The sequence below is a fragment of the Streptomyces sp. NBC_01381 genome (assembly GCF_026340305.1).
In the GTDB taxonomy this organism is placed as follows: Bacteria; Actinomycetota; Actinomycetes; order Streptomycetales; family Streptomycetaceae; genus Streptomyces.
The window spans coordinates 2,832,284-2,849,087 of record NZ_JAPEPI010000001.1 but is presented as its reverse complement, the minus strand read 5'-3'; the positions used below and the strand labels follow the sequence as shown (position 1 = coordinate 2,849,087).

Here is a 16,804-nt window from a genome sequence, read left to right as displayed (position 1 = left end):
ATCGAAAACATGGGACGGCCGCGCACACCGCTGCTCGACAGGGAGCGGATCACCACGACCGCGCTCGCCCTGGTCGACGAGAAGGGCGACTTCAGCGTCCCGCAGATCGCCAGGCGGCTCGGCGCGCAGACCGGCTCCGTCTACCACCACGTGGACGGCCGCGAGGGCATCGTCGAGCTGCTGCGGGAGCGGGTGAGCGAGGGGATCGACGCCGGGACCCTTGACCCGGACCGCCCCTGGGACGAGTCGCTCGCCGCCTGGGCCCGCTCCTACCGCGCCGCGTTCGCGGCCCACCCGAGGGCCATCCCGCTCCTGATGACGTCGCCGGTGCGGGCCCCGCGCGTACTCGACCAGTACGAGCGCGCGGTCACGCTGCTGCTTGGCGTGGGGTTCGACCTCGCGGACGTCATGCCGGTGATCATCGCCCTGGAGAACATGGTGCTCGGCTCGGCGCTCGACCTGGCGGCGCCGGAGGCGATGTGGGAGCTGCCGGACGAGACGACGACGCCGCGTCTTGCCGAGGCGCTCGACGCCGCGCCGGGCGGCCGCGCCGACCGGGCCTTCGAGCTGGCCCTCGCCGCGTTCCTCGCCCATGCGCGCGCCATGCTCTGACCGCGAAGGCGCCCGGGGTCACGCCCCGTAGAAGCGCTCCTCCACGACGGCCCGCGCCCGCCGCGTGATCCTGCGGTAGTCGTCCAGCATGTCGCCCACATGCCCGGGGTCGTAGCCCAAGTACCGTCCCACGGCGGCCCGTTCGCGGCCGTCCGAGGGGAAGGTGTCTCCCGCGCGGCCGCGGACCAGCATCACCGCGTTGCGCACCCGCGTGGCGAGCACCCATGCCTCGTCGAGGATCGCCGCTTCCTCGACCGGGATCAGCTCGGCCGCGCAGGCCGCCGCCAGGGCCTCGCGGGTGCGGGTGGTGCGCAGGCCGGGTTCGGCCCAGCCCTCCTCCAACTGCAGGAGCTGGACGGTCCATTCGACGTCCGAGAGACCGCCGCGGCCCAGCTTGGCGTGCAGCGTCGGGTCGGCGCCGCGCGGCATCCGCTCGGCCTCCATACGGGCCTTGAGGCGGCGGATCTCACGGACCGCGTCCTCGCCGAGGCCCTCGGCCGGATAGCGCAGGGGGTCGATCAGGTCGATGAAGGCGCGGCCCAACTCGGCGTCGCCCGCGACCGGTTCGGCCCGAAGCAGCGCCTGGGACTCCCAGACCAGGGACCAGCGGCGGTAGTAGGCCTCGTACGACTTGAGCGTACGCACCGGGGGGCCGCTCCTGCCCTCCGGGCGCAGGTCCGCGTCGATGAGCAACGGCGGGTCGGAGGAGGGAAGTTGGAGCAGTCGACGCATCTCGGAGACCACCTTGGCGGCGGCCTTCGCGGCCTCCTGCTCGTCGGCTCCCTCGCGGGGCTCGTGGACGAACAGGACGTCGGCGTCCGAGCCGTAGCCCAGTTCGTGGCCGCCGAAGCGGCCCATGCCGATGACCGCGAAACGGGTGGGCAGCTCGTCGCCCCAGCCCTCGCGGACCACGGCGCGCAGGGTGCCAGCGATCGTCGCCGCCGTCAGGTCCGAGACCGCGTCGCCCACCAGGTTCACCAGCGCGCCGGGGTCGGCCTCGGCGGGGTTCTCCTCGGTGCCGTACGAGCCGATGATGTCGGCGGCGGCGGTGCGGAACAGTTCACGGCGGCGGACGCCACGAGCCGCCGTCACCGCCTGCTCGGCGCCGTCCGCACGGCCCACGGCGGCGAGGACCTCCTGCTCCAGGTGGGCGTGGTCGCGCGGTTCCAGGCCGCGGGGGTCGCCGAGGAGGGCGACCGCCTCGGGGGCGCGCAGCAGGAGGTCGGGGGCCAGGCGCCCCGCGGACAGGACGCGGGCGAGGTTCTCGGCCGCCGCGCCCTCGTCCCTCAACAGCCGTAGATACCAAGGGGTCTTGCCCAGGGCGTCGGACACCTTGCGGAAGTTCAGGAGGCCCGCGTCGGGGTCCGCCGAGTCCGCGAACCAGCCGAGCAGGACCGGAAGGAGGGTGCGCTGGATCGCCGCCTTGCGGGTGACGCCGGAGGCGAGCGCCTCCAGGTGGCGCAGGGCCGTCGTGGGGTCCGCGTAGCCGAGGGCGACCAGGCGTTCGCGGGCCGCCTCCGCGCTCAACCGGATCTCGCCGGGGGCGAGTTGGGCCACCGCGTCGAGGAGCGGGCGGTAGAAGAGCTTCTCGTGCAGGCGCCGCACGACCGAGGTGTGCCGCTTCCAGGCGCGGTTCAGCTCGGTGATCGGTTCCGTCCGCATGCCCAGGGAGCGGCCGATGCGCCGCAGGTCGGCGTCGTCCTCCGGGATCAGATGCGTGCGCCGCAGCTTGAAGAGCTGGATGCGGTGTTCCAGGGAGCGCAGGAAGCGGTAGGCGTCGTCGAGCTGGACGGCGTCGACCCGGCCCACATAGCCGCCGGCGGCCAGCGCGCCGAGTGCCTCCAGGGTCGAGCCGCTCCTCAGCGACGTATCACTGCGCCCGTGCACCAACTGCAGGAGCTGTACGGCGAATTCGACGTCCCGCAGGCCGCCGGGGCCCAGCTTCAGCTCGCGGTCGACCTCGCCCGCCGGGATGTTCTCGACGACCCTGCGGCGCATCTTCTGCACGTCGGGGACGAAGTTGTCGCGCTCCGCCGCGTGCCAGACGAGCGGCGCGAGCGTGGCGACGTACTCCGCACCGAGCTCCAGGTCACCGGCGACCGGGCGGGCCTTGAGCAGCGCCTGGAACTCCCAGGTCTTGGCCCAGCGCTGGTAGTAGGCGAGGTGGCTGCTGAGCGTGCGCACCAGCGGCCCATTGCGCCCCTCCGGGCGGAGGTTGGCGTCGACCGGCCAGATCGTGCCCTCGACCGTGGTCTCCGAGCAGATCCGCATCATGTGCGAGGCGAGCCGCGTTGCGGCCTGCAGCGCCTTGCCCTCGTCGGCGCCGTCGGCCGCCTCGCCCACGAAGATCACGTCGACGTCCGACACGTAGTTCAACTCATGTCCACCGCACTTGCCCATCGCGATGACCGCGAGCCTGCACTGCGCGGCGTCCGCGGGCGCCGCCGTCCCGGCCATGGCCAGGGCCGCACGCAGCGTCGCCGTCGCCAGGTCGGCGAGTTCGGCGGCGGCCTCGGCGACGTTCGTCGTGCCGCACACGTCACGGGCCGCGATGGCGAGCAGACAGCGGCGGTAGGAGACCCGGAGCGAGACCGGGTCGGTGGCGTCGGCGAGGCCGCGCTCGAACTCCTCGACGCCGGGGTGCAGATCGGCCGCCTCGTACGTGACCAGGGCCTGCCAGTCACCGGGGTGCCGGGCCAGATGGTCGGCGAGGGCCTCGGACGCGCCGAGCACGCCGAGCAGCCGGTCGCGCAGCGGCTTGGCACTGACCAGGGTGTCGAGCAGTTCGCGGCGGCTCGTCTGGTCCGGCTGCGCCTCGACGAGCCGGACCAGACCGAGCAGCGCCAGGTCCGGGTCGGCGGCCTCGCCCAGGGCGTCGAAAAGGAGCGGGTCGGAGCGCAGCGCAGCCAGCTCGGGGGCGCCGAGCAGCCGCTCGGCGGCCGACGGGTCGGTGAAACCATGCCGCAGCAGCCGCGTGAACGTACTGCTTCTGCGCCCTTGCGGCACCGTCATGCGCGCCTCCGTTCGATCACTCCTCGCCCGAGCCTACGGCCTCACCGATGAGTTCCGCCCGCGTGCGCGGTCCGTACTTGGACGGGAGCATGGTGGCGGTGACAGGAGGCGGAACATGACCGGCAGGGAACCGCGTACCGAACTGGACACCCGGTACAGCAGCCAGGGCGCGTCCGCGACACCGTGGCCCGACGCGCTGCGGCAGCTGCGGGCGGCCGAGCTCTTCTGGATCTCGACCGTGCGCCCCGACGGGCGCCCGCACGTCACCCCGCTGCCCGCGGTGTGGCTGGACGGCGCCCTGCACTTCGCGACGGGCCCCGATGAGCGCAAGGCGAGGAACCTCGCGGCCAACCCGGAGGTGGTCCTCACCACCGGCGTCAACCTCTGGGACAAGGGCCACGACCTGGTCGTCGAGGGCGCCGCGGTCCGCGTGACCGACGAGGACCGGCTGCGGGTGCTCGCGGCGGCCTGGGAGGAGAAGTACGGCAGCTTCTGGCACTACGAGGTGCGCGACGGCTGCTTCCACCACGGGGCCGGCCACGCGTACGTCTTCGAGGTGACACCCCGCACCGCCTTCGGCTTCGGCAAGGGCGAGCCGTTCAGCCAGACGCGGTGGCGTTTCGAGCGCTGACAGCGGAGCCAGTCCCTGCTGTACTGCCGCACATGGAATACACACTCGAGGTGATCCCGCTCCCCGTCAGCGACGTCGACCGGGCCAAGGAGTTCTACCGCGACAAGCTCGGCTTCCATGTGGACATCGACACGGAGGTCATGCCGGGCATGCGCATCGTCCAGCTGACCCCGCCGGGCTCCGGCTGCTCCATCGCCCTCGCCGACACGCTCTGGGACACGATGGAAGGACCGACCCCGGCCGCGGGCTCGTACCAGGGCCTCCAGCTGTGCGTCTCCGACGCGAAGGCGGCGCATGCGGAGCTGACCGCGCGGGGCCTCGATGTCTCCGAGCCGGTGGCTCACGCGCCGCAGGACGGCGGGACGTTCATGTACTTCAAGGACCCGGATGGCAACGGCTGGGCGATCCAGGAGTATCGCGTAAGGGCCACGACACCCCTGCGGGACGCGATTGTCAGCGCCCCGTAGGGGCGCGGGGCTGTATCGATTTGCGGCTCCGCCGCGTGGGCGCGAGCAACCACAGAAAAGCCGCAGTCGCGTCTGCCGAATTGCTTGGCAGACGCGACTGCGGCTTTTCGTGCGCTGAGCGCGCAGTTCCCCGCGCCCCTAAAGGGCGCCTACAGCACCGGGAGGTTCTTCCTCAGCTCAAAGGCCGTCACCTCTGACCTGTACTCCTCCCACTCCTGCTTCTTGTTCCGGAGGAAAAAGTCATAGACGTGCTCGCCGAGCGTCTCGGCGACCAGCTCACTGCGCTCCATCAGCGCAATCGCCTCGCCGAGGTTCTGCGGCAGCGGCTCGATCCCCATCGCGCGACGCTCGCCGTCACTCAGCGCCCATACGTCGTCGTCGGCGCCCGGCGGCAGTTCGTACCCCTCCTCGATGCCCTTGAGGCCCGCGGCGAGCAGCACGGCGTACGTCAGATAGGGGTTCGCGCCCGAGTCGATCGAGCGGACCTCCACCCGCGCCGAGCCGGTCTTGCCGGGCTTGTACATCGGGACGCGGATCAGCGCCGAGCGGTTGTTGTGGCCCCAGCAGATGTACGACGGTGCCTCGCCGCCCGCGCCCGCCGTGCGCTCCGAGCCGCCCCAGATGCGCTTGTAGGAGTTCACCCACTGGTTGGTGACCGCGGAGATCTCGGCGGCGTGCTTCAGGAGGCCCGCGATGAAGGAGCGGCCGACCTTGGAGAGCTGGTACTCGGAGCCGGACTCGTAGAACGCGTTGCGGTCACCCTCGAACAACGACAGGTGCGTGTGCATGCCGCTGCCCGGGTGCTCGGAGAACGGCTTCGGCATGAAGGTGGCCTGCACGCCCTGCTCCAGGGCGACCTGCTTCATGACCAGGCGGAAGGTCATGATGTTGTCGGCCGTGGAGAGCGCGTCCGCGTAACGGAGGTCGATCTCCTGCTGACCGGGAGCCCCCTCGTGGTGGCTGAACTCGACCGAGATGCCCATGGATTCGAGCATGGTGATGGCCTGGCGGCGGAAGTCCATGCCCACGTTCTGCGGGGTGTGGTCGAAGTAGCCGGAGTTGTCGGCGGGGGTGGGCCGCGAGCCGTCCAGCGGCTTGTCCTTCAGGAGGAAGAACTCGATCTCGGGGTGGGTGTAGAAGGTGAACCCGAGGTCCGAGGTCTTGGCGAGGGCCCGCTTGAGGACGTAACGCGGGTCCGCGAAGGACGGCGAGCCGTCCGGCATGAGGATGTCGCAGAACATCCGGGCCGTGCCGGGGGCCTCCGCGCGCCAGGGCAGGACCTGGAAGGTCGAGGGGTCCGGCTTGGCGATCATGTCCGATTCGTACACCCGGGCGAAGCCCTCGATGGCCGATCCGTCGAAGCCGATGCCCTCGTCGAAGGCCTGCTCCAGCTCGGCGGGTGCCACCGCGACCGATTTCAGGAAGCCGAGGACATCCGTGAACCACAGGCGTACGAACCGGATGTCGCGCTCCTCCAGAGTCCGGAGCACGAATTCCTGCTGCTTGTCCATCTTCCGCTTCCACCCATCCTTGCTGGTCAGGCCGCCTGCGTCCGCACTGTGATCGCGCCTGAGGACACATTGGGGCTCATGAGCATCCCACCACACGGTTTCGTGCGCGTTGCGGAGCTCGTGCCGCCCTGTGCCCATAGTGCCTGCTGATCGGCGCCCCCGTAACAGCGGGCCGCCCTCCCGGCTCACCACAGGGCCCGTGCGACTCAAAGAAAACCGCCCCTTATGGACAGTTTTATTCCAGGACATTTCGGATCGGCGTGGAAGTGAATTACCGTTACCGCCGACCATTGACGCGGCGCAGCTGACGGAATTAGAGATTCCAGTTTTTCGGACACTTGATCTTCCCACTCAATTCCCCTATCTTTCCATCTCTCAGCGGCGCAAGGAATCCCCTCGCGCCGCTCGGCTTTGGAACTCACAGCGGGGGCTCGATGAAGTTCAGATCCGTTTTATGGACCACTCTGGCGGCGGCCGGGATGCTTGTGCCGACCGTGATCCCGGCCGCGGCGTCGCAGAAATCTCCCTCATCCCGTACGGCAGATGCACCCACCCAGAAGGTGAGCGACGACGTCTTCGCGGAGTCGCTGCGCCTTCGCCAGGAATACGGCTTCGAGGCCGACACAAAGAAGCTGGACTCGATTCTCGCAAATCGGGGAATATCGGCCGAATCGACGAACAAGCGAGCCGAATCCGCCGAATCCCTCGTCAACGAATGGGGGTTCATCGGCACGGCCGCCGAGGCTGCGGAGATGAAGCGCCGTGACGCACTGCTCTCCGGGACCAAGTCGACGGTTGAACGCTTCGCCAAGCAGGCGAACTACGCGGGGCACTACCTCGACACCGAGAACCGCGGACGCCTCGTGGTGCAGTTCGCCGGCAAGCTGCCCGCGCAGGACACCCGGGGCGAGCTGGTGGCAAGCGCCGTGAAGTCAGGCAGCTCCGCCGATGACGTTGAATTCCGGACCGTCGAGCACTCGTCCGCGGAACTCACCGGTGCCATGAGGGCGGTGTGGAAGTCGGCGGAGAGTGCGGGCCGGAGCAAGGTGCAGGTTGTCTCCGTCGAGGAGGACGTGACGACGAACCGGCTCAAGATAGCCCTGCGCCCCGGAGCCGAACCGGATGGCGTGCGGGGAACTCTGAGGCGCCTTGACATCCCCGCAGACATCACGGAAGGCGAAGGGGCCGATCTGGCATGCTCCTCCCGCAACAATTGCGCTTCACCGAGGCGCGGCGGAGTAGGCGTCAAGCTGCCGGGCGGGTATTGCACGATCGGATGGGTCGTGAAGCGCGGCAGCTCCTATGGAGCGGTGACAGCGGGGCATTGTGACTGGCGCCGCAACAGCGGCGCCGTCAAGTCCGGAAGCGCGACCTACGGCTCCCTGACGAACATCAACGCCCTGAAAAACGGCACCCACGCGGATATGCGCTACATCAAGATTTCCAGCGGTGCGAAGCCCTGGCTGTACCAGAACAACTCGAGCAAGGGCCGGGTCGTCAAGAAGGAATCGCTGGGCTCGGTCGGCGACACGTCGTGCCTGTTCGGCCGGAACTCCGCGAACCCGCGCTGCGGAAAGATCTCCTCCACCAATGCGAGCCACCGGAGCGACACCTGCAGTTGTGTCGTGTACGGGCAGTCCGCCGCCAGTTTCTCGGCGGCGCCGGGTGACAGTGGCGGCGCGGTCGCCAGCAGTTCCACGGGCAGTACCGCTCGAGGTGTGCTCTCCGGGAAATTCGGCGGCAGGATGCATTACAGCTCGATCGGCTATGCGTCGACGTACGGCATGGGGAAGCTTGCCAGAGGGTAACTTTCCGAAACTGTGAACGCCCGCCTTGCTGCCCGCCGACCGGCGGGCAGCAAGGCGGGCGTCGAGGCCACCCCCGTCAGGCCAGCCCCCGTCAGGCCAGCCGCGGCAGATCTTCCCGGCGCAGGCGGCCCCGCAACGGCTCGCCGCGCACGAACCGCTCCACCTCCCCCACCGCGTGCTCCCCCAGGCGCCGCACCTCACTGCCCTGCGCCCCGGCGATGTGCGGGGTCACAAGGACGTTCGGAAGCATCAGCAGCGGATGCCCCTGCGGCAGCGGCTCCGGCGACGTGACGTCGAGGAACGCGTCCAGGCGCCCCGTCCCGCACTCCCGGGCCAACGCCTCGGTATCGATCAATGAGCCCCGCGCCGTGTTGATGACGGTCCCGCCGTCCGGGATCAGCTTCAGCATCACCTCGCTCACCATCCCCTGGGTCTCGGGGAGTTGGGGCGCGTGAATGCTGACGACGGTGCTGCGGCGGCACAGCTCGGGCAGCGGGACCAGCTCCACGCCGAGGCCGGCGGCCTCCTCCCCCGTGACGTACGGATCGGTGAGCAGCACACGCCACCCCGCGTCGGACGCGCGCAGCGCCGCGATGACCCCACGGCCGATACGCGACGCCCCGATGACGCCGATGGTGCGCGCGTCCGCGCCCGTCCGCTCCGTGAAGGGCGGCCACCCCTCGCTGTAGCGGGCGGCTGTGGACAGCGCCCCCTTCGCGGCGAAGGTGATCGCGGCGAGCGCGAAGGCGACGACGGGGCCCGCGTTGGCGTCGGCCGCCGAGGACACCACCACCCCCCGGTCCCAAAGGGCGTCCGTCACCACGGGTTTCACCGATCCGGCGGCATGGACGAGGGCCCGCAGCCGAGGAGCGTACGCGAGGACGTCCGCCGTGACCGGCGGACAGTTCCACCCGGTGATCAGGATCTCCGCGTCTGCCAGCACCGCCCGCGCATCGGCCCCGGTGAGCGGCCCGGCGAGCAGGGCGGGCGCCAACTCCACGCTGTGGGCGAGCCGTTCGCGGATGTCCGGTGCGAACACCCGCTCCGCCACATCGGCGCTCATGGCGAGCGCCGTGATCGGCGGGCCCGACGACCGGCCCGACCACCGGCCCGACCACCGGTCCACCAACTGGCCCGTCAGCTCTGCCTGGTCTGCCTGGTCTGCCACGCGTGACCGCCCCTCGTAGTAACCGGTTACCCAACAGCGCCTGGAGGCTAGGCCGAAGTCGGGACAGTGGTCAAGAGATCGCGGGGCCAAGGGGGTTGACCGGGGTTAGTAACCGCTTTAGATTCCGGTCACCTTGTTCCGACAACGGAGGGGCTGCCGTGTCAGCGGTGACGAAGGACCGGACGGAAACCGAGGCGGTGAAGCCGCCCGGCAAGCGCAGCATCAGGCCAAATGGCAACAAAACCAGGCGTGATGAGCGATGGAAACGGTTTCGCGCCTCGCGGGTCCTGCTGCTGCTCATGGCGCCGGGCGTCGCGTACTTCCTGGCCTTCCACTACGGCGCGTTCATCGGCAACGCCGTGGCCTTCAAGGAGTACGTCCCCTTCGACGGCCTGTGGGCCAGCCCCTGGGTCGGCCTCGAGAACTTCGACCGGATGTTCGGCGACCCGGACTTCTGGCACGCGACCTGGAACACCCTGTTCCTCGCGGTGCTCCAGCTGGTCTTCTTCTTCCCGGTCCCGCTCGGCCTCGCCCTGCTCCTGCACAGCCTGACGTCGGACCTGACGCGGCGCTTCGTGCAGTCGGTGGTCTATCTGCCGCACTTCCTGTCGTGGGTCATCGTCGTCGCCCTCTTCCAGCAGGTGCTCGCCGACACCGGACTGCTCAACTCCGTGCTGGGGCAGGCCGGTCTGCACTCCGTCGACATCATCGGCAACCCGGACGCGTACCCCGCGCTCGTCGTCGCGCAGGTCGTCTGGAAGGACGCCGGCTGGGGCACGATCATCTTCCTCGCCGCGCTGATGCAGGTGGACGAGCAGCAGTACGAGGCCGCCGCGATCGACGGCGCGGGGCCCTGGCGCCGCTTCTGGCACGTGACGCTGCCCGCGATCCGGCCGGTCGTCATCCTGCTCCTCATCATGCGGCTCGGCGACATCCTCTCCGTCGGCTTCGAACAGATGCTGCTGCAACGGCAGTCGGTCGGCCCCGAGGCCGGAGAGGTCCTGGACACCTTCGTCTTCTGGCAGGGCATCGTCGGCGGCGACACCGGATACGCCGCGGCAGCCGGCCTGTTCAAGGGCGTGGTCGGCGCGATTCTCGTCTTCGCGGCCAACAAGGTCGCCCATCGCCTCGGCGAGCAGGGGGTCTACAAGTGAGCACGACGACCGTGAAGTCCGCCCGAGCCGCGAAATCCGCCGCGGCACGCCCCCTGCGCCCCGCCTGGATGGAGCAGCCGAAGCCCGTCACCCAGGTGGCCAAGGTCCTTGCGATCGCCACCATCCTGGTCCTGGTCTTCGTCCCCTTCCTCGTCATCATCTCGACGTCGTTCGCCTCGAACCGCGAGGTCGTCGCCAACGGCGGCTGGGTCCTGTGGCCCGAGCACCCGACCCTGCGCGCCTACGAGCAGGTCTTCGCGGGCGGCATCGTCTCCAAGGCGCTCGGGGTGAGCGCCGGGGTGACGATCATCGGCACCCTCGCCTCCCTCGCGTGCACCACGTTCCTGGCGTACGCGCTGAGCCGCCCGAACGTGTACGGCGGCAAGCCGATCCTCCTCGTCGTCCTGTTCACCTTCCTCTTCCCGCCCGGCATGATCCCCGCGTTCCTGCTGGTCAAGGGCATGGGAATGCTGGAGAGCTACAGCGCCCTGATCGTCCCGGTCCTCATCAACGTCTTCAATCTGGTCGTGCTCCGCGGCTTCTTCCAGGGGATCCCCGAGGAGATGTACGAGGCGGCGCGGCTCGACGGCGCGGGCGACTGGCAGATCCTGTGGCGGATCGTGCTCCCGCTCTCCAAGGCGGCCCTCGCGGTCGTCGGCCTCTTCTACGCGGTCAGCTACTGGAACGCCTGGTTCCATGCCTCGATCTATCTGGAGTCCGACCACTGGCCGCTCCAGCAGGTCCTTCGTACGTACGTCATGGGCGGCTCCCAGATAGCCGACACCGGCCTGAGCGACGCCTCGAACGTCTCGGCCCCGCAGACGATGCAGATGGCCGTCCTGGTGATCGCCACCGTGCCGATCCTGATCGTCTACCCCTTCCTGCAGAAGTACTTCACCAAGGGCGTGCTCACCGGCGCCATCAAGAGCTGAGCCACGCCTCTCGCATCCCGAGCTGAGCCACCACCTCCCGCATCAAGAGCTGAGCCAACTCCCGTGCTCCCCCGAAAGGTTGACACCGTGTCCGGTTCCTCGATGTCGCGCCGTACGCTGCTGCGCTCCATAGCCGTCGGCGGTGCCGCCGTCGCCGCGCCCTCCCTGCTCACCGCCTGTTCCACCGAGTCCGGCGGCGGCGGTTCGGTCTCCAACGCCGACAAGAAGGCGGCGCCCTGGCCGACGTACACACCCGCCAAGGGCCCGAAGCCCGATCTCGCGCCGAGTGCCGAAGGCGTACAGCCCGGCTTCACGAAGTACCCCCAGAAGCTGATCGAGGCGACCGCCGAGAAGCCGGGCACCGGCAAGCAGAAGATCAAGGTCATGACCATCACCTACGGCACCCCGCCGAAGCCGGCCGGATCGAACAAGTACTGGCAGGCGATGAACGAGGCGCTCGGCGTCGAGGTCGAGTTCTCGGTGGTGCCGGACGCGGACTTCCGCTCCAAGATGTCCACGCTGATGTCGGGCGACGACCTCCCCGACATGATCAACTTCGGTGGCGGGTACGTCCTGCCGCGCGAGTCGCAGTTCGTGAAGTCGCGCTGCGCGGACCTCTCGGAGCACCTGTCAGGGGACGCGGTCAAGGACTACCCGAACCTCGCCAACATCCCCACGTACGCGTGGGAGGGCATGGGCCGGGTCGCCGGGCGCATCTACGGCCTCCCGATCGAGCGCGCCAAGGTGCAGGGCGCGATGTTCATCAACCGCGAGGCCTTCGACAAGGCGGGCTACAAGCCGGGCATGGCGGCGGCCGACTTCCAGACGATGGCGCGCGAGGCCTCACAGAACAAGAAGTACGCGCTCGGCGCCTCCTCGGTCGGCTTCTTCGGCTACCTCTACCACGCGATGTGGCACGGGGCGCCGAACCAGTGGCAGATCAAGAACGGCAAGGTCACCGACATGTACGGGACCGACGAGTTCAGGGCCGCGCTCGAGTTCATGGCGAAGATGCGCAAGAGCGGCTCGTACAACTCCGACGCCACCTCGATCTCCCAGGTGGACCTGAAGACCCAGTTCTACAACGGCACGGTCCGCTCGATGACGGACGGCTGGGGCGCGGCCATCTCCAACGCGCAGGGCATCAAGGACGAGTTCACGCTGGACGCGGCCGTGCCGTACGTGGTCGACGGCGCGACGCCGGTCTACCAGCAGAACCGCGGCTGTTTCGGCTACACCGTGATCAAGAAGGCCTCCAAGGACCGCGTGAAGCTGATGCTGCGGGTCCTGGACTGGCTGGCTTCGCCCTTCGGCTCGAAGGAGTACGAGCTGATGCACTCGGGCGTCGAGGGCACGCACTTCGAGTACGACAAGAACGGCGACCCCATCCCCAACTCCCTCGGCCTGGTGGAGAACAGGACCAACCTGCCGTTCGCCTACCTCATGGACGCGCCGCAGCCGCTGTACTTCCCCGGCTTCCCCGACCTCACCAAGCGGCTGCACACCTGGGAGCAGGCGGTCGTGCCGAACCTGGTGCGCGACGACCACTGGGGCCTGATGTCGGACACGTACAACCGGCAGGGCGCGTCGATGCAGCAGATCATCGAGGACGGGGTCACGGCGATCGTCTCCGGCCGCAAGAAGCTGTCGGACTGGGACGCCGTCTACCAGAAGTGGCAGGCGCAGGGCGGCGACAAGTCCCACGAGGAGTTCTCCAAGGAGTACGAGGCCGCGCACTGACGCGGGGCGTAGGGGCGGGATGATGGTCCGGGACGGGTTGTCGTGGGGCAACCCGGCCCCGGACTCTGCCACTTGAGGCACCAGAGGCACCAGAGGCGTATATGAGGATGAGGAGACACTGTGGGTGAGCGGGTCACCATCCGTGACGTGGCGGCACGCGCCGGCGTCTCCGTCGCGACCGTCTCGCGGGTGCTCGCGGGCAACTATCCGACGTCCACGGCGTCGCGTGCCAAGGTCCTGCGGGCCGTCAAGGACCTCGACTACGTCGCCAACGCGCACGCGCGCGCGTTGGCAGGCGCGGGCCGCAAGACGGTCGCGGTGCTCACCTTCGACGTGGTGAGCTCCTTCTTCGCGCATGTCGCGCAGGGCGTGGAGATGGAGGCCGCCCAGCGCGACAGACTCACCCTGGTCGCATCGACGGGCAACGATCCGGCCCGTGAACTGGCCCTGGTCCAGATGATGCGCGAGCAGGCCGCGGAGGCGGTGATCCTGGTGGGCGGGGTCATCGAGGACGACGAGTACCGCGAGCGGATGGCGCGGTACGCGGAGGCGCTTGCGGCGGCCGGCTCGCGGCTCGTCCTGTGCGGTCGTCCGGCGCCGGCGCCGGACGTTCCCGCGCTGGTCGTCGAGTACGACAACGAGGCGGGCGCGTACGCGATCACGAGCCATCTGCTCGGGGCGGGCCACCGCAAGATCGCCCTGATCGGCTACCAGCCGGGCCACACCACGGGCGAGGACCGGGTCGCCGGCTACCTTCGTGCGCTGTCCGACCACGGGGTGCCGCGCGAGGAGGCGATCCTGCACGGGATCGGCTTCGGGCAGCACAACGGGTACGAGGCGATACGCGACCTTCTGGATAAGGCGGACGGGCGGCCGGAGTTCACCGCGGTGTTCGCGGGCGACGACGGGGTGGCCGCGGCGACGGTGGTGGCCCTGCGGGAGCGTGGGCTTCGGGTGCCGGATGACATCTCGGTGGTCGGCTACAACGACGACCCCGTGGCGGCGGACATCACTCCCGGGCTCACCACGGTCCACATCCCCGCGGAGGAGATGGGCCGTACGGCCGTGCGACTGGCGTTGAGCGGATCGCCCCGGGCGGGGCAGGAGAGGCATCTCCTGGGGACGCATATTGTGATCCGGGAGAGTGTGCGGGGGCTGCGGCTGGGGTGACCCCCGGCAGCTTCGCCTGCACGAACAGGCCTTTCCCACCCACCCACCCGATTACCCCGCAGCCCCACCTGCACGAACAAGCTCTCCCACCCACCCACCCGATTACCCTGCGGCCGCCCGCCCGCCGTCCTCGTTGCGGGCGGGCGCTCCACACGACGCCCCCCACCCCGCTGTCCCCATTGCGGGCAAACACTCCACACGACACATCCCACCCGGCCGTCCCCGTTGCGGGCGTGCGCTCCGCACGGCGCATCCACCCGGCCGTCCCCATTGCGGGCACGCGCTCCGCACGGCGCATCCACCCAGGCGTCCCCATCGCGGGCAAGCGCTCCGCACGGCGCATCCCACCCGGCCGTCCCCGTTGTGGGCAGGCGTTCCGCACGGCGGAACGGGTGGGCACAACGCCAACGCTGCCGGGTGTCGAGGAACTAAGCGGGGCGCACCGCCAGTACCGCCTCCGCCACGTCCGCCGGGCTGTCCCGCATCACCAGGTGGCCCGACGGCTCCGCGACGCGGAACGTCGCGCCGAGGGTCGCCGCCAGGCCTCGCTGCCGGTAGAGCCACCGCACCGAACCCCGGGAGTACGCGGCGAGCACCGTCACCGGCACCCCCTCCGGGAGGGGGAACTCCCCCCGTAGTGCGGCCAGTTCGCGAGCGACGTCGCCATACGTCGCGTACTCCAGAAGCGCCCCCTGCACCAAGAACCTCCGCACCCCCACCGGCCCCACCGGCCGGGACACCCCCACCCCCCTCAGCACGGCCCCGCCGACCCGCGCACCCCCCACCCGCGCCACACGAGGAACCCGCACATGCCCCAGCCGCTCCTCGATGCTGGAGTCGACAAGGACAAGCCCCTCCGTACGCGCCGGATACAGCCGCGCGAACGCCTCGCCGTGGAACCCGGCGAGCGAGTGCCCGACCACCGTGACCGGCCCCGAGAACTCCAGCGCGTCCAGAAGCCCGGCGATCCGCCCCGCCTCACCCGCCAGGGAAGGCGGCACGCGCGCGTGCCCGCTGAGCCCGAGCCCCGGCCGGTCGAAGCGGACGACGGTCCGCCACGGGGACAGCAGCTCCGCCACCACGTCCCAGTCGGCCGAGACCAGGCCGAGCCCCGCGCTCAGCACGCACACCGGCCCCCGCCCGGCCACCTCCACGTGATGCCGCACTCCCCCGACCCTGACGAACGACCTCACGAGAGCACGCGCCCGCGCCCGCACCGCACCACCGCCCGGGCGAGCAGCCCCAGCCACAGCGCGATCAGCAGCACCTGAAGCCGCTGACCGAGCCCCAGCGCCCACGTCCCGTGCCCCGCGTCGAACGCGGCGAGGGCGGCCAACGTCCAGGCGGTGGCCGCCAGTTCGAGAAGGACCAGGACGATGCCGAGCGGGCCCGCCAGGGACGGCGGGCTCCCGTACCGGCGCGAGGCGATCGTCAGCAGGACCATCCCCGCCAGCGCCCCCGCCACGGCGACCCCGCTGCTGCCCACGTGCGCGGCATGCGTCCAGGGCACGAGCCCCGCCCCCTCCCTGGCCGCGCACTCCGCGTCGGCGGTCGGCGTACAGCTCAGCGGCAGCCGCGAGTCGACGGCGGTGGCCGCCCCGAAGAGCGCGAGCCCCGCCCACCCGAGGACGGCGAGCCGCCCGCGCGGCAGCCGCAGCAGCGCACAGACCGCTCCGGCGAGGATCAGCACCCCGGCGACCAGGTCGGTCGTCCGCAGCAGCGTCCCGTAGGGCTGGTCCTGGGCGGCGAGTTCACTCACGTACGAACTGACCGGCGAGAGCCCCGTGTCGAGGGGGATTTCGAGCAGCCACGCGCTGTAGGCGATCGCGCCGAGTGCCAGCGGGAGCGCGACGGGAGCGGTACTCCTGGGTCCTTCGGTGCCGGGCTCCGCCGACCGGGTCCGCAGCGGCTTGCCCGTAATCATCATGGGCCCATGATCAATGGAGTCCCGGGGGCCCGCATGTCACGTGATACCCGCCGGGGGTAGGGTTTCGCCCATGGCTACGACGAGGAGACCGGCGAAGGGCGGACAGCTCCTGCTGCTCGCCGCGCTCCTCCTCGGCATCGTGACGATGCATACGCTGGGTCATCCGACGGGGCACGGGGGCGGGGCCGAGCGGGCGTCCGCCCAGGCATCCGTCCAGCATGAGGCGCGGGGCACGACCGCCGCTCAGGGCATGGGCCAGGCCCATGACCAGGGCCAGTCCTATGGCATGGGCCAGGCCCACGACATGGGCACGGAGCCGGTTGCCCGCACCGCCGATGACACCGTCACCGCATCCTCCCCCGCCGGGCTCCACGGGATGGATCCGCTGTCCGTGTGCCTCGCTGTGCTCGGCGCGTTCACCCTCGTCCTGCTCCTGAAGGCCGGCCTGCTGAGGCCCGGCGGTTTCGCCGTCCCCTCGCGCGTGCTCGCCCGGCTGCTCGACGGCCTGCGGCCCAATCCGCCGCCGCCCCGCATACTCCTCGCCCGTCTTTCGGTGCTGCGCATTTAGGCCGGCGCACCGGCTGCTTCGCGCTGCCCGCGACCGGGGGATGCCCGATGGGAACCTCCGGGCGCCGAGCGGTGTATCAGAAGCAGCAGATGCGCCCATCTGCA

At 70.1% G+C, this 16,804-nt stretch carries 14 protein-coding genes; 9 read left to right on the top strand and 5 right to left on the bottom strand.

The genetic code is table 11. The features are described 5' to 3' along the window. The first annotated feature begins 9 nt into the window (after positions 1 to 9). Positions 10 to 612 carry a TetR/AcrR family transcriptional regulator gene (locus OG453_RS13435; protein ID WP_266867697.1) on the top strand — a complete coding sequence of 201 codons (603 nt, stop codon included), beginning with the start codon at positions 10 to 12 and terminating at the stop codon, positions 610 to 612. A gap of 18 nt (positions 613 to 630) precedes the next feature. Here OG453_RS13435 and OG453_RS13430 read toward each other — a convergent pair whose 3' ends face one another. Continuing rightward, complete coding sequence (locus OG453_RS13430) at positions 631 to 3,624, bottom strand: bifunctional [glutamine synthetase] adenylyltransferase/[glutamine synthetase]-adenylyl-L-tyrosine phosphorylase (protein ID WP_266867695.1); 2,994 nt, start codon at positions 3,622 to 3,624, stop codon at positions 631 to 633. A gap of 115 nt (positions 3,625 to 3,739) precedes the next feature. On the opposite strand from OG453_RS13430, the gene OG453_RS13425 reads away from it, so the two are divergent. Beyond that, on the top strand, positions 3,740 to 4,255 hold the full coding sequence (locus OG453_RS13425; RefSeq protein ID WP_266867693.1) for a pyridoxamine 5'-phosphate oxidase family protein: 516 nt from the start codon (positions 3,740 to 3,742) through the stop codon (positions 4,253 to 4,255). A 32-nt stretch (positions 4,256 to 4,287) separates the two neighbouring features. After that, positions 4,288 to 4,722: a VOC family protein gene (locus OG453_RS13420; protein ID WP_266867691.1), complete on the top strand. Its 435-nt coding sequence runs from the start codon at positions 4,288 to 4,290 to the stop codon at positions 4,720 to 4,722. Positions 4,723 to 4,871: 149 nt separating this feature from the next. On the opposite strand, the gene OG453_RS13415 is transcribed toward OG453_RS13420, so the two are convergent. Beyond that, the gene (locus tag OG453_RS13415; protein ID WP_135335056.1) at positions 4,872 to 6,233 is read right to left on the bottom strand and encodes a glutamine synthetase family protein; all 1,362 of its coding nucleotides are present in this window, start codon (positions 6,231 to 6,233) and stop codon (positions 4,872 to 4,874) included. Between the two features lie 434 nt (positions 6,234 to 6,667). On the opposite strand from OG453_RS13415, the gene OG453_RS13410 reads away from it, so the two are divergent. Then, entirely contained in the window at positions 6,668 to 8,041 is a 1,374-nt protein-coding gene (locus OG453_RS13410; RefSeq protein ID WP_266867687.1) for a hypothetical protein, read from the top strand. Positions 8,042 to 8,132: 91 nt separating this feature from the next. Here the strand turns inward: OG453_RS13410 and OG453_RS13405 are convergent, their stop codons facing one another. After that, entirely contained in the window at positions 8,133 to 9,104 is a 972-nt protein-coding gene (locus OG453_RS13405) for a hydroxyacid dehydrogenase (RefSeq protein ID WP_266869850.1), read from the bottom strand. 404 nt (positions 9,105 to 9,508) lie between these two features. On the opposite strand from OG453_RS13405, the gene OG453_RS13400 reads away from it, so the two are divergent. The 4 genes from OG453_RS13400 to OG453_RS13385 all read left to right on the top strand — a co-directional run bounded on the left by OG453_RS13400 (position 9,509) and on the right by OG453_RS13385 (position 14,205). Next, the gene (locus OG453_RS13400) at positions 9,509 to 10,363 is read left to right on the top strand and encodes a sugar ABC transporter permease (protein WP_266869848.1); all 855 of its coding nucleotides are present in this window, start codon (positions 9,509 to 9,511) and stop codon (positions 10,361 to 10,363) included. Between the two features lie 68 nt (positions 10,364 to 10,431). Next, the gene (locus OG453_RS13395; protein ID WP_266869847.1) at positions 10,432 to 11,295 is read left to right on the top strand and encodes a carbohydrate ABC transporter permease; all 864 of its coding nucleotides are present in this window, start codon (positions 10,432 to 10,434) and stop codon (positions 11,293 to 11,295) included. A gap of 87 nt (positions 11,296 to 11,382) precedes the next feature. Further along, on the top strand, positions 11,383 to 13,035 hold the full coding sequence (locus OG453_RS13390) for an extracellular solute-binding protein (protein WP_266867685.1): 1,653 nt from the start codon (positions 11,383 to 11,385) through the stop codon (positions 13,033 to 13,035). Between the two features lie 120 nt (positions 13,036 to 13,155). Then, the gene (locus OG453_RS13385) at positions 13,156 to 14,205 is read left to right on the top strand and encodes a LacI family DNA-binding transcriptional regulator (RefSeq protein ID WP_266867683.1); all 1,050 of its coding nucleotides are present in this window, start codon (positions 13,156 to 13,158) and stop codon (positions 14,203 to 14,205) included. A gap of 428 nt (positions 14,206 to 14,633) precedes the next feature. On the opposite strand, the gene OG453_RS13380 is transcribed toward OG453_RS13385, so the two are convergent. Beyond that, the gene (locus tag OG453_RS13380; RefSeq protein ID WP_266867681.1) at positions 14,634 to 15,371 is read right to left on the bottom strand and encodes an alpha/beta fold hydrolase; all 738 of its coding nucleotides are present in this window, start codon (positions 15,369 to 15,371) and stop codon (positions 14,634 to 14,636) included. A gap of 23 nt (positions 15,372 to 15,394) precedes the next feature. Next, a complete protein-coding gene (locus tag OG453_RS13375; RefSeq protein WP_266869846.1) occupies positions 15,395 to 16,129 on the bottom strand; it encodes a DUF998 domain-containing protein in 735 nt (244 codons plus the stop codon). Between the two features lie 73 nt (positions 16,130 to 16,202). Here OG453_RS13375 and OG453_RS13370 point away from each other — a divergent pair, with 73 nt between their 5' ends. Then, positions 16,203 to 16,700 (top strand): hypothetical protein, encoded by a 498-nt coding sequence (locus tag OG453_RS13370; protein ID WP_266867679.1) that lies wholly within the window; start codon positions 16,203 to 16,205, stop codon positions 16,698 to 16,700. Positions 16,701 to 16,804: the final 104 nt, after the last annotated feature.

Bases quoted from the DNA above. Each gene is read 5' to 3' on its own strand.
- OG453_RS13435 (WP_266867697.1), top strand. From the start codon at position 10: ATGGGACGGCCGCGCACACCGCTGCTCGACAGGGAGCGGATCACCACG.
- OG453_RS13430 (WP_266867695.1), bottom strand. From the start codon at position 3,624: ATGACGGTGCCGCAAGGGCGCAGAAGCAGTACGTTCACGCGGCTGCTG.
- OG453_RS13425 (WP_266867693.1), top strand. From the start codon at position 3,740: ATGACCGGCAGGGAACCGCGTACCGAACTGGACACCCGGTACAGCAGC.
- OG453_RS13420 (WP_266867691.1), top strand. From the start codon at position 4,288: ATGGAATACACACTCGAGGTGATCCCGCTCCCCGTCAGCGACGTCGAC.
- OG453_RS13415 (WP_135335056.1), bottom strand. From the start codon at position 6,233: ATGGACAAGCAGCAGGAATTCGTGCTCCGGACTCTGGAGGAGCGCGAC.
- OG453_RS13410 (WP_266867687.1), top strand. From the start codon at position 6,668: ATGAAGTTCAGATCCGTTTTATGGACCACTCTGGCGGCGGCCGGGATG.
- OG453_RS13405 (WP_266869850.1), bottom strand. From the start codon at position 9,104: ATGAGCGCCGATGTGGCGGAGCGGGTGTTCGCACCGGACATCCGCGAA.
- OG453_RS13400 (WP_266869848.1), top strand. From the start codon at position 9,509: ATGGCGCCGGGCGTCGCGTACTTCCTGGCCTTCCACTACGGCGCGTTC.
- OG453_RS13395 (WP_266869847.1), top strand. From the start codon at position 10,432: ATGGAGCAGCCGAAGCCCGTCACCCAGGTGGCCAAGGTCCTTGCGATC.
- OG453_RS13375 (WP_266869846.1), bottom strand. From the start codon at position 16,129: ATGATTACGGGCAAGCCGCTGCGGACCCGGTCGGCGGAGCCCGGCACC.
- OG453_RS13370 (WP_266867679.1), top strand. From the start codon at position 16,203: ATGGCTACGACGAGGAGACCGGCGAAGGGCGGACAGCTCCTGCTGCTC.